Annotated in this window: 17 protein-coding genes; 14 read left to right on the forward strand and 3 right to left on the reverse strand. The window is 39.2% G+C overall.

Annotation, left to right across the window (positions count from 1 at the left end):
- Nucleotides 1-53 precede the first annotated feature (53 nt).
- The 4 genes from GHI45_RS03960 to GHI45_RS03975 are packed head-to-tail and all read left to right on the forward strand — an operon-like array spanning nucleotide 54 to nucleotide 4,814.
- Nucleotides 54-731 (forward strand): response regulator transcription factor, encoded by a 678-nt coding sequence (locus tag GHI45_RS03960; RefSeq protein WP_147779531.1) that lies wholly within the window; start codon nucleotides 54-56, stop codon nucleotides 729-731.
- 7 nt (nucleotides 732-738) lie between these two features.
- A complete protein-coding gene (locus GHI45_RS03965) occupies nucleotides 739-2,079 on the forward strand; it encodes a HAMP domain-containing sensor histidine kinase (protein ID WP_153497400.1) in 1,341 nt (446 codons plus the stop codon).
- Entirely contained in the window at nucleotides 2,080-4,128 is a 2,049-nt protein-coding gene (locus GHI45_RS03970) for a hypothetical protein (protein ID WP_187230065.1), read from the forward strand.
- Nucleotides 4,125-4,814, forward strand: coding sequence for a phosphatase PAP2 family protein (locus GHI45_RS03975; protein ID WP_147779532.1), 690 nt, complete (start codon nucleotides 4,125-4,127; stop codon nucleotides 4,812-4,814). Before GHI45_RS03970 ends, GHI45_RS03975 begins: the two co-directional genes overlap by 4 nt.
- A 10-nt stretch (nucleotides 4,815-4,824) precedes the next feature.
- Here GHI45_RS03975 and GHI45_RS03980 read toward each other — a convergent pair whose 3' ends face one another.
- From GHI45_RS03980 to GHI45_RS03990, 3 genes are read right to left on the reverse strand one after another with little or no spacing between them, the layout of a single operon-like run.
- Nucleotides 4,825-5,631 carry a ParB/RepB/Spo0J family partition protein gene (locus tag GHI45_RS03980; protein ID WP_147779533.1) on the reverse strand — a complete coding sequence of 269 codons (807 nt, stop codon included), beginning with the start codon at nucleotides 5,629-5,631 and terminating at the stop codon, nucleotides 4,825-4,827.
- Nucleotides 5,615-6,880 carry a replication-associated recombination protein A gene (locus GHI45_RS03985; RefSeq protein WP_147779534.1) on the reverse strand — a complete coding sequence of 422 codons (1,266 nt, stop codon included), beginning with the start codon at nucleotides 6,878-6,880 and terminating at the stop codon, nucleotides 5,615-5,617. Before GHI45_RS03985 ends, GHI45_RS03980 begins: the two co-directional genes overlap by 17 nt.
- Nucleotides 6,881-6,923: 43 nt before the next feature.
- Entirely contained in the window at nucleotides 6,924-7,412 is a 489-nt protein-coding gene (locus tag GHI45_RS03990; protein ID WP_147779535.1) for a GNAT family N-acetyltransferase, read from the reverse strand.
- A gap of 133 nt (nucleotides 7,413-7,545) precedes the next feature.
- Here GHI45_RS03990 and GHI45_RS03995 point away from each other — a divergent pair, with 133 nt between their 5' ends.
- The 10 genes from GHI45_RS03995 (at nucleotide 7,546) to GHI45_RS04035 (ending at nucleotide 16,195) form a co-directional block, all read left to right on the forward strand.
- The gene (locus GHI45_RS03995) at nucleotides 7,546-8,013 is read left to right on the forward strand and encodes a DUF3013 family protein (RefSeq protein WP_147779536.1); all 468 of its coding nucleotides are present in this window, start codon (nucleotides 7,546-7,548) and stop codon (nucleotides 8,011-8,013) included.
- 63 nt (nucleotides 8,014-8,076) lie between these two features.
- Complete coding sequence (locus GHI45_RS04000; RefSeq protein ID WP_228386012.1) at nucleotides 8,077-8,604, forward strand: bifunctional 2-polyprenyl-6-hydroxyphenol methylase/3-demethylubiquinol 3-O-methyltransferase UbiG; 528 nt, start codon at nucleotides 8,077-8,079, stop codon at nucleotides 8,602-8,604.
- 5 nt (nucleotides 8,605-8,609) lie between these two features.
- The gene (locus GHI45_RS11385) at nucleotides 8,610-8,801 is read left to right on the forward strand and encodes a hypothetical protein (protein ID WP_228386013.1); all 192 of its coding nucleotides are present in this window, start codon (nucleotides 8,610-8,612) and stop codon (nucleotides 8,799-8,801) included.
- Between the two features lie 135 nt (nucleotides 8,802-8,936).
- The gene (locus GHI45_RS04005; protein WP_147779537.1) at nucleotides 8,937-10,496 is read left to right on the forward strand and encodes an ABC-F family ATP-binding cassette domain-containing protein; all 1,560 of its coding nucleotides are present in this window, start codon (nucleotides 8,937-8,939) and stop codon (nucleotides 10,494-10,496) included.
- A gap of 61 nt (nucleotides 10,497-10,557) precedes the next feature.
- Nucleotides 10,558-10,857, forward strand: a complete 300-nt coding sequence (locus tag GHI45_RS04010) for a hypothetical protein (protein ID WP_147779538.1) — start codon at nucleotides 10,558-10,560, stop codon at nucleotides 10,855-10,857.
- Nucleotides 10,854-11,804 (forward strand): 50S ribosomal protein L11 methyltransferase, encoded by a 951-nt coding sequence (gene prmA / locus GHI45_RS04015; RefSeq protein ID WP_147779539.1) that lies wholly within the window; start codon nucleotides 10,854-10,856, stop codon nucleotides 11,802-11,804. The genes GHI45_RS04010 and prmA overlap by 4 nt, the downstream gene beginning before the upstream one ends.
- A 1-nt stretch (nucleotide 11,805) precedes the next feature.
- Nucleotides 11,806-12,561, forward strand: a complete 756-nt coding sequence (locus tag GHI45_RS04020; RefSeq protein WP_147779540.1) for a 16S rRNA (uracil(1498)-N(3))-methyltransferase — start codon at nucleotides 11,806-11,808, stop codon at nucleotides 12,559-12,561.
- Nucleotides 12,562-12,739: 178 nt separating this feature from the next.
- Nucleotides 12,740-14,965, forward strand: a complete 2,226-nt coding sequence (locus tag GHI45_RS04025; protein WP_147779541.1) for a bifunctional (p)ppGpp synthetase/guanosine-3',5'-bis(diphosphate) 3'-pyrophosphohydrolase — start codon at nucleotides 12,740-12,742, stop codon at nucleotides 14,963-14,965.
- A gap of 103 nt (nucleotides 14,966-15,068) precedes the next feature.
- Complete coding sequence (gene dtd, locus GHI45_RS04030) at nucleotides 15,069-15,518, forward strand: D-aminoacyl-tRNA deacylase (RefSeq protein WP_147779542.1); 450 nt, start codon at nucleotides 15,069-15,071, stop codon at nucleotides 15,516-15,518.
- Between the two features lie 41 nt (nucleotides 15,519-15,559).
- Entirely contained in the window at nucleotides 15,560-16,195 is a 636-nt protein-coding gene (locus GHI45_RS04035; RefSeq protein ID WP_147779543.1) for an HAD family phosphatase, read from the forward strand.
- Nucleotides 16,196-16,363: the final 168 nt, after the last annotated feature.

A 16,363-nucleotide genomic window follows, 5' to 3' on the forward strand; every position in this document is an offset into this window, starting at 1 on the left:
TCAGTTTTTGCTAAAATGAAAGATAGTTAAACGAGAATAGGGAGTGATTGTAAATGAAACGACAGGTTTTGATTGTTGAAGACGAACGGAGTATTTCAAGCTATGTCAAAAAAGAATTGATGTTTGAAGACTATGATGTTCAAACGGCTTTTGACGGCGTTGAAGCCTTGGAAAAATTTGAAAATGCCAATCCAGCAATTGACGTTGTTTTACTTGATTGGATGATTCCTAAAATTGATGGCCTGGGCGTTTTGAGACGGATGAAAAAAATTCAACCCAATACCCCGATTATTTTCTTGACGGCGCGTGATTATGTCGGAGACAAAGTTGCGGGGCTTGATGCTGGGGCTGACGATTACATCACGAAACCTTTTGAGATTGAAGAACTCCTTGCTCGCCTGCGTTTGATTTTTAGAAAATGGTCTGCTGAACGCGCAACAATTTATCGCGTCGACTATTTGTCACTTGATACGACAGCTCATGTCGTGACTGCGAATGGAAAGCCAATCAGTTTGACTCAACGTGAATATGCCTTGCTTTTATTTTTCATGCAACATCGTGGCGAAGCGATTTCTCGTGCCGATTTGCTTGATGAAGTTTGGGGGATGAATTTTGATGGGCAAGATAATACAGTGGATGCTTATGTCCGTTATCTGAGATCGAAAATTGATGAGCCAGATACAGCGTCATTGATTGAAACGGTACGTGGCGTTGGCTATCGAATGCGGTAAAAAAAATATGAATAAAAAAAGAGTGAAACAAGAAAAACAACGGACAAACGCGAGTTACTTGACTCGAATTTTTGTTCGTATTTTTTTAGTGATAACCATTTTGAATGTGGGAATTGTTGCTGGCGTTGTAACCATCAGTGGCTTGCGTGTCCGAGAATCAGAAGGCGCAGCATTGATTTCTTCAGTTCAAGAAGCTGCAGTCAATGGAAATATCAACTGGAAAGAATTCGAACAAGCGCATGATGAAGGTCGCTGGAGTGATTTTATAAGAGTCACTTGGACTTCTGGCAAAGTTGACGAAAGTCATGGTACAAGTGAATTTATCAAAGGTATTGAAAAAATTCATCTTGATTATTTTTATCTGTCTGACAAAGGTGTTTATTGGCATGACAAGCTGAAAACAGACAAGGTAACTGTCGAATTATGGCTTAGTGTCGAAGAAGTGATTGAATCTGTATTGCAGACCATCTTTGCCATTATTGTGGTCATGTTTGTCAGCTTGGCCGCTGGCATCTATGTCATTCGAAGTTTTGCCAAAAAATTGAGCCGACCGCTTGCAGAATTATCAGAAGCCGCCGCAAACAATAACGGAAAACCATTACCAGTGCCTGAAAATCCAGTTGAAATTAATCAACTGGCGAAAAATTTCAATCAGTTGCTCAATCGACTCAATCTGAAAATCTTGCAAGAACAGCAGTTTGTCTCGGACGCTTCACATGAGTTGAGAACACCAGTTGCTGCCATTCGTGGTCATGCCACCTTGCTCAAACGGCGCTGGAAAGAACACCCAGAGATTATCGACGAATCACTTGATTATATCGACGAAGAATCTCAGCGCATGAAGGTAATGATTGAAGAACTACTCACCATTTCGAGAGGAAATCATATGAAAATTGAAAAGGAAAAAATAAATCTTTCAGACTATATTGTTCAGTTGATTTCTGAGATTCAGCCCGCAATTACTCAAGATATTACTTTATCCGTAACGGAAAATCTATTTGTCAGTGCTGACAAACAGGCACTGCGTCATATTTTGGTTGCATTTATCGAAAATGCCGGTAAATATTCACCAACAGATGAAAAAATCACCGTCAAATTAAAAAAATCTGGCGAGTCAGTTGATTTGTCCGTAGCAGATAAGGGCTTGGGGATTGCTAAAGATGAAAAAGAGAAAGTTTTTGAGCGCTTCTATCGCGTTGACAAATCTCGATCGAGTGAAATTCCAGGCACAGGCTTAGGACTTTCAATCGCCAAACAATACGCTGAGATGATGGATGCATGGATTTTTATCTCGGACAATGTGCCAAACGGAAGCATTTTTCACTTGGTTTTGTCGGAGGAGGAATAAATGGCCAATAAAATCATAAGAATAGGACTTCTGGTTTGTCTTGCAATGGCAAGTTTTGGAATGCTTTTTGTTTCCATGACAGAAACTGGTTTCATCGAACCTATTTCAGTTCTTTTCCTAATGATATTCCTTTATTTTGCCTTTCGTTTTTTGTATCAAAAGTTGTCAGCTCTGACAAGAAGACAACTTAAAATCATCTGTATCGTCTTTTTGATTTTATCTGCCTGTTTGGCGACGGCGATCATTGCTACGGTTCGCATTCAAGTTTTTGGCGATATTTGGCACTCGCAAATTATGGCGGGAAAACTGGTTGACAACAATTTTGAATGGGATCAATGGATTTTACAATATCCTCAGCTTGTTCCGTTGACAGCACTTTACAGTTGGTTTATGCGACTTGGTGCTTGGCTTGGTATTGGCTTTTACCCGATTTTCTTTACCTATAATATTTTGCTTCTGGTTGGCGTTCTCATTTTGATTGTGCGCTTGTTGTGGCGAAGAAGTCCTGTTTTAGGTGCCTTTGCAAGTATATTATGCCTTATCAGTCCATTTTTCTACAGTTTCATCATTCAAGTTGGTTACACCGACGGTGCCAGTATCTTTGCATTGCTGCTTTTAGTTGATCTTTTTGACCAAGCCGAGCAGATGAGTATTTGGAAATTGGGACTTTCGACTCTTGTTTTTGCTTATGCTTATCTGATGCGACCCAATGTCATTATTTTACTGGTCGCACTTGTCATCATTGCTGGCTTTTCATTCAAGAAGAATAAAGTCCTATTTCATAAGGCCAGTCGGTTATTTTTAGCTTGTCTGATTGGGATTGTGATTGCCATGTCGGCAACCAAAGCACTGGATTCAGCTTATCATTACAATCCACAAAATAAGGATGCCTTCCCGACGGTACACTGGATTTATATGGGACTAAATGAAAACTCAGTCGGAAAATATAATCGAGCAGATCGTTATTATACACTCAATCATACTGGCTATGCTACCGCCAAAGAAGCGGACATCGCGGGGATTGAAAGGCGGATTGAACAATATAATCCATGGACTTTAGCCAAGCAGTGGGTCAGTAAATATTTGATTCTCTGGGAGAGCGGAAGCTTTCAAACGTTAGTTGATTATCAGGGCTCTTATATTTTTGCACCTGCTTGGTTATTGGAGTATAATGGGGTCATCATTTTATGTTTACAAATGTATTCCAAAGCACTCATTGGCTTGCTACTGTTGGCAATTTTCGCTGATTTGTGGCGGAAGAAGCAACTTAAAATGGACACCGAAATGCTGTCATTGCTGACGGTATTTGGGATTAGCTTGTTCCATGCTTTGATTTGGGAAGTGAAAAGTCGTTATCAGTTCATGACAATCGGCCTCTTACTTTTTGTTGGAATTCTGGCTTTGAGCAGGCAGTTTGAGCGTCAGCCCAACCCTGTCATTGCTGACAGAGCAAAAAAAATTGGTCTGTTGAGTTTTCCGGTGCTGCTATTCGTTTCGTCAGCACTGATGATTCAATATAGTGGACAAAAAGCACCTATTCAAATTACAGGGAATAATAATGGCAGCAATTATAATCAAAGTCTGCCAAGAATTACCATTCCAGCTCACCAGTCCTTGCGGCAATCGGTGCAGCTTAATGCTAGGGCATTGACGATGGACATGTCACTTGCGCCAACGGCTAACGTGACGCTTAACATTTATTATGATAATGCTGGAGATAAGGATTTGATTATTTCACGTCCCATAACGCCGCTCCAAACTTACTTAACATTGGACAATCTTTCTGCCGATGGTATAGCTTCAGGAAATTATATCATTGAGGTCTCAAATCGACAGGATTATCCTGTTTCGATGACAGGGCAAAGTAAAGTGTATGTCTCACTTTATCCCTCGCTCATCGAGCAGAAAAAGCAAACCAGCTCATTTGTTTTCCATTTTTATGGAGACCAAATTGACGGCTCATATAACAAAGCTTTCATCATTACTTATGTGATTTTGTCAGTTCTGGGCGTATTATTTTTGCTTTTAAAGAAAGGAAAATTAAGTTGAAACGTTCAACACACAAAAAAACAAACGCAAAAGCGTTTTACACCTTAGGAACAATTACTCTCATTTTGTTCTTACTTTTGACCATTCTCGTCAAAACAAGTGGCATTCACAGCGGACTTCTCTTTGACTCAAGCGTTCAAAGTTTTGCTTATCATTTGCAAAGTTCAGCCGTTCTCGTCACGTTTTTTAGCCATTTTACTAACCTTTTTGGTGATAAAATCGGTGTCGTCGTTGCCGCAGTCATCTGCCTCTTCTTATTTTTCCTTGTCAAAGAAAAAATCGGTGCCATCTGGCTTGGCTTATTAGTTGTTGCGAGCGTTTTGTTTAACACTGTCCTCAAGTCTGTCATTGGGCGTGTACGCCCTGACACTAACCGTTTGACTGGGTTTGCCAATGAAGCGGGATTTAGCTTTGCCAGCGGACATTCCACATTTACAGCGGTTTTATTTGCTAGTCTGTTCTTGATTTTTGTCGTTAAAATGACAAGTAGTGCGTCACGTTTTGGCTGGGGCTTGCTTGCACTTATCATGATTTTACTCGTCATGTTTTCTCGTATTTTTGTTGGGGTGCATTATCCAACAGATACTGTCGGTGGTTTTCTTGAAGGAATAACTTTTGTACTCTTTACGTATCCAAGTTATGTCAAATACCACGCCAGAAAATATGCTTGGAAAATATTAAACTAAAAAAAATCCGTCAGTTCTGACGGTTTTTTTTGAGCTGTAAAATCAATTGTTCAAGCTCATCAAGACTATCAAAATTGATTGTCAGTGAGCCTTTATAAACTTTATTGGACTTTATTTTTACGGTATTTCCGATTATTTTCTTTAATTCTTCTTCCGTTGCTTTGATGAAAATATTCTTGTCAATGCTGACATTTTTCTTAATGACTGCCGGTTCGGATTTTTTTGGTGGATAAATCAAATGCTCTAGCTGACGCACACTCATCTTTTCATTGATTACGAGTAGGGCTAAACGCTTTTGTTCAATGGGGTTTTTCTCAGCCAAGAGTGTCCGCGCATGAGCCAATGACAACTTTCCGTCCTCAACCAAGCCCAGCAACTCTTGTGGCAAGGACAAAATGCGAATGGCGTTGGACACGTAAGAACGTGATTTTCCAAGCCGCTGTCCCACTTCCTCGTGTGTCATCTGCAACTTTTTAACCAATATGTCCAAGCTTCGAGCTTCTTCAACAGGATTGAGATTTTCTCGTTGTAAATTTTCCAAAATTGATAAAGTCATCATTTTTTCATCGGAGTAAGCTCTGACAATGGCGGGAATCGTTTCCATTCCTGCCATTTTTGACGCCAAAAATCGTCGTTCTCCGGCCAATAACTCATAACCAACAAGGGCTGATTTTCTGACCACAATCGGCTGTAAAACACCATTTTCTTTGATTGAATGTGACAACTCTTGCAATTTATTTTCGTCAAAAACCAAACGTGGCTGATAAGGATTTTTCATGATTTCAGAAAGTTTCAGTTGTTCAATTTTTTCTTCCACGTTTTTGCTCCTCAATCCAGTGTTTTCGCATGTTTAAGGCTTTTTCATATTTGCCCATGTCATCAGGTTTGAAATAATCAGCAGTTTTGATTTTATCAGGCAGATACTGCTGATCAACCCAGTGATTTGGGAAACTGTGCGCGTACTGATAAGTAACCGATCGTCCAAGTTCTTTTGCACCAGCATAATGTCCGTCTTGCAAGTGGGCAGGAATAGGCAGATTGCCATATTTTCCTAAGTCTGCGATTGCTTCGTCCATCGCGACATAAGCTGCATTTGATTTTGGAGAAAGTGCCAGATCGATGACAATATTAGCGAGCGGAATTCGTGCCTCGGGAAAGCCCAGCTTTTCGCAGGCCTGTAAAGCAAGCATGGTGTGAACAGCAGCGTCAGGATTGGCTAAACCAATATCCTCGTAAGCCATGACAGTCAATCGTCTAGCTAATGACGGCAAATCTCCTCCTTCAATCAATCGAGCGGCATAGTGTAAACTTGCGTTGACATCAGAACCTCGAATTGATTTCTGCAAGGCAGAAAGTAAGTCATAATGCGCATCGCCATCTTTATCAAAAGTTGCAGCTTTACGTTGTAAAGAGTTTTCCATGTCATCTAGTGTAATGTGATGCTCTTGTGAGGATAAAACCGCCAGTTCAAGCGCATTAAAGGTACTTCTAAGGTCTCCATTTGTCGAATGCACAAGAAAATAAAGCGCATCTTCATCGATTTTTACATCAAAATCAAAACCACGTTCATGGTCTGACAGTGCTAGAGTAACCGCCTGTTCCAAATCTACCGGCTCCAGTGCTTTCAACTCAAAAATTTGGACACGGGAGCGAATGGCGGGAACAACTGAAAAATAAGGATTTTCAGTCGTTGCACCAATTAAAATGATTTGTCCATTTTCTAAAAGAGGAAGTAGGAAGTCTTGTTTGGGCTTGTCTAAGCGATGAATTTCATCGAGCAATAAAACAAGTTGACCAGAAAATTCGGCTTCAGCAGCGATTTCTTGAAGTCGTTTTTTTGTATCCGTGGTGGCGTTGAAAGTCCTGAATGAAGCATTCATCGTCCCAGCAATAGCTGACGCAATCGAGGTTTTTCCAACACCAGGAGGGCCATATAAAATCATGCTCGAAAGAAGACTCGTTTCAACCATTCGACGAATAATTTTTCCTTTTCCTACCAAATGTGTTTGACCAATGATTTCATCAATGTTTCGAGGTCGCATTCTTCGTGCAAGATTTTGTCCCATTTTTTCTCCATTTCAGCAAAGTTTACAACACTGTAAACCAAGTTTACAACAAATTTTTATCTAGATAATAGACGAAACTGTAGTCATCAACATAGTTGCCATTGATATAGAATTCCTTTTTCAAGTGAGCTTCTTCAATAAAACCAAGATTTCGGTAAAGCTGAAGAGCTTCAGGGTTTGACCCCATGACTTGAATGGTAATTTTCTTAAATTTTTCAGATTTGGCAATATCAAAAAAATGTTTAATCAAACTTGAGGCGACACCTTTATGTCGGGCTTCTTTGACGGTCATGACACCAAAAGTAGCAACGTGCTTACCGTACTTTGAGCGGTGGCGCACTGAATAATCAAGAAAGCCGAGGATTTTATCATCTTCAACGGCGAGTAAGTAAGACTCACCGTCTAATATCTTTTTCATGACCTTTTCGACAGTCGAGTCCATAACGTGAGGCGTTGAAGCAAGTGTCCAGTTTTCGTTTTCTAGTTTTGCGACTTCAGCAAAATCACGTGGCTCAATTTTTCTAATTTCCATTTAAAATCACCTTTTTTAACTTTGTTAATCCCAATAATATAATGAATTTTGATATAATAATTTTAACATAATTAGGCAAAGGTTGGCATCTTTTATGAGTCCAATAGACTAGAGACCTAAAAAAGGAGAAAAAATGGCGAAATACGGCTTTTTGGATGTCTTGCAAGACGAATTAGAAAAAAGATTTACTTACAACTTCGAAATGAACTGGGACAAACGCAATTTTGCAGTTGAAGTAAGCTTTTTGTTGGAAGTTGAAAACACTGCGGGAGTTGCACTAACGGATGTGGAAGGCGTTGAGTCTGCTGAAAATATCGAATATGAAGATACGGTCATTTTTTACAATCCTGACAAATCACACTTCGATGAAGAGGACTATTTGGCTGCAATTCCTTATACAGATAAAGGCTTGTCAGCTGAATTCTTAGCTTACTTTGCAGAATTTTTGCAAGATACCGCAGACCAAGGCTTGGATGACTTGATGGATTTCTTGGCTGATGAAACAGCTGAAGAATTCACTGTAAACTGGCAGGTTGACAAGTTTACACAAGGTCTGTCAGAGCTGACAGAGACGGAATTCTACAAATATCCACGCTACTAAAAACACCCAATGGCTTTTCGAAGCCATTTTTTTGAAGTGACTAAAATCAAAATGGAGAATGCTATGAACGAAAAACTGAAAAGTTTTTATGACCAGCACGATACACCTTGGATGCAACTGTTTTATCAACTTGTATATGCACAACTTCCTGACCTTGATGGACAAAAAATATTGGATTTTGGCGCTGGTTTTGGTTGGACTGCTAATTATCTGGCTGGAAAAGGTCAACACAAAAATCAACTTTTAGCGCTCGAACCAAATGCTGAAATGTTAGCAAATCATCTTTCTGAAAATGATTATGAAATGAGAATGGGCGGACTTTTATTGCTTGAAAAGCTACCAGACGCTACTTTTGACTTCATCGTCTGTCATAATGTGTTAGAGTATTGTCCTGACGAGCGTTCAAAAATTCTGTCAGAGCTGACACGTGTGCTAAAAAAGGTGGGACATTGTCAATCGTTAAGCATCATTTTACAGGTTCAATCATGCAACGCATTGTTTTTGAAAATGCACTTGATGAAGCATATGATTTGCTCGAGGGAAGCAAAAAGCATCACTCTGGTTTTGGAACGATTGATTATTATGATTTAGAAAAATTGGTTAAAAATCTCCCTCTCAAACTTGTTAAAAAATATGGGATTGGGGCTTTCAACCGGCTTCAGCCCAATGCGTTCAAGTTTTCAGATGACTGGAAAGAGAAGATGTTCAAACTCGAAATGGCTTGTGCGGAACGGTCTGAATATCGGGATATTGCCTTTTTTCATCATGATTTACTAATAAAAAAATAATGCGCGCCTAAAAATAGAAAAAAGCTACAAGCAAGTAGCTTTTTTGATATAATAAGAAGGTCTGTCAGAGCTGACAGCATGCAAATCATCAAGTGCTCTGACAAAAAAGTTAAAACTGGAAAGAATTAGATTAAAATGAGTATTTTAGAAGTAAGCAATTTGAGCCACGGTTTTGGCGATCGTGCCATTTTTGAGGATGTTAATTTCCGCCTTTTACAAGGGGAACATATCGGTTTTGTCGGTGCAAATGGTGAAGGAAAATCAACATTCATGTCAATCATCACAGGAACTCTGCAACCTGATGAAGGTAAAGTGACCTGGTCAAAGAAGCACCGTGTGGGTTACATGGATCAGCATGCGGCACTTGGCAAAGGAAAAACGACACGTGAAGCACTGGCTGAAGCCTTCCAATATCTGTTTGATGTCGAGGCTCAAATCAACGATGCCTACATGAAGATGGCTGAGATGGATGCTGACGAAATGACAAAGGCGCTCGAAGAAGTGGGTGAACTTCAAGAAGAATTGGACAACGGCGACTTTTATTTGATTGATGCCAAAGTTGAAGAAACAGCTCGTGGGCTTGGTTTGACTGATTTGCTTGACAAAGATGTTGCCGAACTTTCAGGTGGACAGCGGACGAAAATCTTGCTCGGAAAACTCTTGCTTGAGAAACCAGATATTCTTTTGCTCGATGAACCAACCAACTACCTTGACGAAGAACACATTTTCTGGCTGAAAAATTACCTCAAAAATTACGACAATGCCTTCATTTTGATTTCTCATGATGTGCCATTTATGGACGAAGTGGTCAATGTGATTTATCATGTAAATCAACTTCAAATTACACGTTATTCAATGTCTTATCACGAATTTGAACGTGTATTTGAAGAAAAGAAGAAACAACTCGAAGCCTTACATGATGCACAAGTTGCAGAAGCAGAAAAATTGAAAGATTTCATTGCACGTAAGAAAGCCAATGTGGCAACAAGTGGCCAAGCCAAAGCACGTGAGAAAAAACTTGCGAAAATGGAATTTGTCGAAACAATCACTGAAAAACCAAAACCACATTTTGACTTTAAATTCAGCCGAAATCCAAGCCGTTTGGTTTTTGAAGCCAATGACTTGGTCATTGGATATTCAGAAGAAAATCCACTTTCATCAGCCATCAATTTTAAACTTGAAAGCCGCCAAAAAATCGCATTTGTCGGTTCAAACGGGATTGGTAAATCAACCCTGCTCAAGAGTCTAATGGGCTTAATTCCAGCGCTTGATGGAGAAGTTGAACGTGGGAATTTCCAAGATATTGCTTATTATGAGCAAGAAGTCAAAGAACCAAGTACAAAAACGGTTCTCGATGATTTGTGGGACGAGTATCCCTCTTGGAACCAGGCCGAATTGCGTGCAGCACTTGCCCGCGTTGGCTTGACAAGCAAGCAGATTGAAAGCCGTGTTCATGTCCTTTCAGGTGGAGAACAAGCAAAATTGCGTTTTGCTAAACTCATGAATACTGAATCTAACATTCTTATTCTTGATGAACCAACAAATCACCTTGACGTTGACGCAAAAGATGAACTCAAACGCGCCCTTCAAGCTTATCAAGGAACAATTTTGATGGTTTCACATGAACCTGAATTTTACGAAGGCTTGGTTGATGAAATCGTCAACTGTGAAGAATGGACAACTAAGATTTTATAATGCTACTGCGATTTTTAGGAGTTGAAATACGATAAAATGTAAAGCTGAGGTCAAATGGAAGATGAAAGAAAAGCTATTGCCGTGGGAAAATCCGAATCAAGATTATCGACGAACCCTAATTAAACGGCATTCAGAGCGGCGTTATCGTACATTGCAACTGGCTAAAACTTTGCGAATTATGCTGACGAAATTCAAGACGCTCAATATTGAACGCTATAATTCAGAAATCATCACGCAAATTAGTTTTTTAGAAGGCAATTCTGATGTTTTAGATGATGAAGATTTTTCTGAAGCAAAAAAATTTGTCTCCAAAATGAAGCGAAATCTTACGAAAGCTGAGAAAGAAAAGGAACAAAAATGAACAACTGGAATAGTATCACAGTGAAAATCCCGTGGATTGCTCAAGAAGCAGTTTCTGAAGTGCTGATTGCAGCAGGTGCTGCGGGTGTGGAAATAAAGGACAGCTCTGATTATTTGACACATGAAGACCATTTTGGCGAAATTTTGCCAGAAGTGACTGCGTCCGACGAGATTGAAATGACAGCCTACTATCCAGAAAATCTTGCCTTGTCAGAGCTGACAGCTGAATTAAAACATCGGTTAGACAATGTGACAGCCATTTTCTCAGTCACTTATGAACTGACGACGAATAATTTAGCAGAAGAGGACTGGGCAGACAGTTGGAAAAAATATTTTGCACCAGCTCGTGTCACGCATGATTTGACGATTGTGCCAAGCTGGACAACGGATTATGAAGCTTTACCAAATGAGAAAATTATTAAGTTGGATCCAGGAATGGCTTTTGGAACGGGAACTCATCCCACAACAAAAATGTCACTTTATGCCTTGGAGCAAATTTTGCGTGGGGGCGAAACGGTGCTTGACGTAGGAACGGGTTCAGGCGTGCTTTCAGTCGCTTCAGCATACCTAGGTGCTAAAAAGATTTATGCTTATGATATTGATGAAGTCGCAGTAAAAGTAGCACTTGAAAACATTCAACTCAATCCAGGACATGAAGAAATTCAGGTGTCGGCAAATAATCTTTTGCAAAATGTGGAACAAGAAGCAGATGTCGTTGTGGCCAATATTTTAGCAGATATTTTGGTATTGATGACTGAAGATGCATTTCGTCTTGTCAAACAAGAAGGCTATTTGATTATGAGTGGTATCATCGCTGACAAAGCTGATATGGTTATTGAGTCAGCAGAAAATGCAGGATTTTTCCTTGAAACAAGAATGATTCAAGGTGAATGGAACTGTGTCATTTTCAAAAAGACAGACAATCGCGAAGGCGTGATAGGCGGTTAATATGGCAAATCAATATTTTGTATTTAGACAAATGCCTGAAGTTGACACCGAGTTTACAGTAGAAAATGAGACAGCAGTGCATCACATTTTTACTGTTATGCGTGCAGAACGTGGAGAAAAGCTCCAGTTTGCCTTTGATGAAGGTAAAGTGGGAATTGTTGAAGTAGTTGACCCTGTCAATCATACTGTCAAATTAGTTGACAGTACTGTAAATCCAACTGAACTCCCCGTCCATGTAACAGTGGCTGTAGGTTTTCCCAAAGGCGATAAACTTGACTTTATCACAGAAAAAACAACCGAACTAGGTGCTTCTGAGATTTGGGCTGCACCTTTTCAATGGTCTGTTGCCAAGTGGGATTCGAAAAAGCTGGCAAAAAAACAAGAAAAACTTGAAAAAATTGCAAGAGGGGCAGCGGAACAATCCAGACGCCAACTTATTCCAAGTGTAAACTTGTTTGACAAGCTGTCAGAGCTGACAGACACATTTTCAGAATTTGATCATGTTTTGATTGCTTATGAGGAATCAGCAAAAGCAGGCGAGCGTTCTATTTTGGGACAAACACTTGCTTCAATGACTGCTGGTCAACGTATTTTGATTATTTTTGGTCCAGAGGGTGGAATTTCGGCTAACGAAATAGAACTTTTTGAACAAAATGGCGGTCAAAAAATTGGACTTGGACCACGAATAATGCGGGCGGAAACAGCTCCATTGTACGCATTGTCAGCTATTTCAACTTATTTTGAGTTACTAAAATAAATAAGACATTAAAAATCAGGAAAAAATTCTGATTTTTTTCTTTTTAAAATGACTATAAATCAGTGCTTTTGGGCGGATTTGTGATAGAATAGGGTAAATAAAATTAAGGAGGAAAGGCTGAATACAAGCTGTAAAGCTCAAAAATACCTCAAGAACTAGTATTCAGTCATTATGAAAAATGCCTTCAGAACCCGTATTAACTGGCGCTCAAGTAGTTTCCATGACAGAAAAGTACATGAACGAAAAGGATGTTTTGCTTGTAAGAAAAGCACTCGATTGCGCAGCGATTGCTCATGCTGACCAATATCGTGCTTCAGGCGAAGCCTATATCGTTCACCCTACTCAGGTTGCAGGAATTTTGGCGAAATTACAGCTTGATGCTGTAACTGTTTCGTGCGGTTTTTTACATGATGTCGTGGAAGATACCAACTTTTTGTCGAGTGATTTGCGTGAACTTTTTGGGGATGAAATTGCTGATATTGTCGAAGGTGTTACTAAAATTGGTAAAGTCGAATATCTTTCGCGTGAGAAACAACAAGCTGAAACACACAGAAAACTATTGATGGCAATGTCTAAAGACATTCGTGTTATCTTGGTAAAATTGGCTGACCGTTTGCACAATATGCGCACGCTGAAACATTTGCGTCCAGACAAACAAAAACGTATTTCACGTGAAACAATGGACATCTATGCTCCTTTGGCTGATAAACTCGGGATTGCCAATATCAAATGGGAACTTGAAGATTTGAGTTTCCGTTATCTTGAAGAGCAAGAATTTTATCGCATTCGTGGCTTGATGAATGAAAAGCGTGCTGACCGTGAACATTTGGTCAATGAAGTCATTGATAAGTTAAATGATCGCTTGGAAAATGCTGGTGTGACAGGGGACGAAATTTATGGTCGTCCAAAACACATTTATTCGATTTATCGAAAAATGCACGACAAGAAGAAACGTTTTGATGAAATTTATGATTTGATCGCCATTCGTTGTATCACCGAAACAACAAGTGATGTTTATACGACTTTAGGTTATATTCATGACCTTTGGAAACCAATGCCAGGGCGGTTTAAAGATTATATTGCTAATCCTAAAGCAAATGGTTATCAATCTGTTCATACGACGGTTTATGGGCCTAAAGGGCCGATTGAATTCCAAATTCGGACCATGGAAATGCATCAAATCGCTGAATATGGGGTTGCAGCTCACTGGGCATACAAACAAGGAGTCAAATCAAAAGTTGATGTTCATGAAATCTCTGAAACATTGAATTGGATTCATGAAATGGTTGAACTCCGTAAAGATACGGGAGATTCAGCCGAAGATTTCGTTAAAGCTGTTCAGGAAGATCTCTTATCAGATAAAAAAATATACGTGTTTGCTCCTGATGGCGCAGTTCAAGAATTGCCTGCTGGTTCAGGGCCGATTGACTTTGCCTACAATATTCATACTCAAGTTGGTGATCATGCAACAGGTGCCAAAATCAATGGACGAATGCAACCATTGACTTATGTTTTGAAGACGGGTGATCGGGTTGAAATCATCACAAGCAAGTCAAGTTTCGGGCCAAGTCGCGACTGGGTAAAAATTGTCAAGACAAATAAAGCACGGAATAAAATTAAACAATTCTTCAAAAATCAAGACAAAGAAAATTCCGTCAATAAAGGACGTGAATTACTCCAAGATACACTTGAAGAAATGGGCTTTGTTCCAAATCAGTATTTGGATAAAAAGCATTTTGATGAACTTTTCAATAAAACCAGCTATCGTAACCCAGATGCTTTATATGCTGCGATTGGTTTTGGAGAAATCTCTCCTACAACGATTGCCAATCGTTTGACAGAAGATGAACGTCGTAAAGTTGAACGTGAACGTCAAAAAGTTGAGTCAGAACAACTGATGAATGGCGAAGTGAAGCGCGAAGGCAAGAATGTCATGAAAATCCGTCATGACGGTGGAGTGAGTGTGGCTGGAATTGACAGCTTGCTTGTCCGCATCGCTAAATGCTGTAATCCTGTACCAGGTGACGACATTATTGGTTACATTACCAAAGGACGTGGCGTAAGCATTCACCGGTCTGACTGTCAAAATGTTCGCAATCAAGAGGATTTTGAACATCGACTTGTTGAAGTTGAATGGGACGATGAAGATACAAATCAAAAAGAATATATCGCAAACATTGATGTTTATGGCTTCAACCGCCCAGGATTACTCAATGATGTCATGCAAGTCTTGTCAAATGCGACAAAAAATTTGATTTCCATTAACGCTCAACCAACAAAAGACCGTAAAATGGCTAATATTCATATTGCTTTGGGCATTAAGAACCTGTCAGAGCTGACACAAATTGCTGACAAAATCAAGATGACACCAGATGTCTATTCAGTTAAAAGAACAAATGCATAAAAACCTGTCAGTATTGACAGGTTTTTATTGTAGTGTTCAATATTCAAAAAATATAATTTTTGAGAGAACAGCGTCTTTGTCGCTTTTTTGCTATAATAAACTTATGAAAATAGTAATCCAACGTGTAAAAACAGCCTCTGTCAGTATTGACGGAGCCATCTATAATGAAATCAAACAAGGCTTTCTTCTTTTAGTCGGCATTGAGGATGCAGATACTGATTTTGACCTTGATTATGCCATCCGAAAAATCACTCAAATGAGAATTTTCTCAGATTCAGATGATAAAATGAACCTTTCTATCCAAGATATTCAAGGGGAAATCTTATCTATTTCTCAGTTTACGCTTTATGCAGAAACGAAAAAAGGCAACCGTCCAAGTTTTAGCTCGGCGGGTAAACCTGATTTTGCGAAAAAAATGTATCAAAATTTCAACGAAAAATTAACTGCAATCGTTCCAACGAAAGCAGGAATCTTTGCGGCAGATATGCAGATTGAACTTGTCAATGATGGCCCAGTTACAATCATCTTGGATACAAAAGATGCTAGAAAATAAATCACTATTTACAGAAAAAATGAAATGATAAATGAGGAAATCTGATGATAAAGAATATTATTTTTGACCTGGGCGGAGTGATTATTGACTTAGGTTTTGATGAGATGACACGCAAATTTGAAGCGCTTGGCGTTGAAAATTTTTCAGATTATTTTAATTTTAATGCGCAAAATGCTTATTTTATTGACTTAGAACTCGGCAAAATCACGCCGGAAGAATTTTACGAAAAACTCCGTCAACAGAGTCAAACACAACTTTCTGATGCCCAAATTAAAGCGAGTTGGAATTTGATTTTGAAGGAATTTAATCCAGAACGAATGGCATTGCTTGAAAATTTGGCAAAAAAATATCCCCTTTACTTATTTTCAAACACGAATGCGATTCATGCGGAATGTTTTGAAGCCCGTTGTCTGTCAACTTTTGGTAAACCGTTGAGCGCTTATTTTGTTGATGTTCATTATTCACATGACTTGCATTTGAGAAAACCTTCTACGCAAGCGTTCGAACAGGTTTTGAAAAATTCAAATCTGAAAGCGGAGGAAACATTATTCATCGACGATAACGCGGATAACATCGCTGGTGCCAAGCAAGTTGGTCTTCACACCTATCATTTGAAGCCTTCTGAAACAATTTTGGACCTTGATTTTGAAAAAATGATGCAAGGAAATGTAAAATAGTATAATAAATTCTTGCATTTATATGCAAAAAGCGTTATAATCATTAAAAAGTTCGGAAAAAAAGGGAGAGAAAAATCAGATGCAAACAACATATCAATCAGTCTTTTATTTTTGGCAAAGATAGTTGTGTGTAGCTGAAGCTAGATACAACTTTTGTGTATCCTAGCC

This window comes from Lactococcus sp. dk101, assembly GCF_009601055.1.
Taxonomy (GTDB): Bacteria; Bacillota; Bacilli; order Lactobacillales; family Streptococcaceae; genus Lactococcus.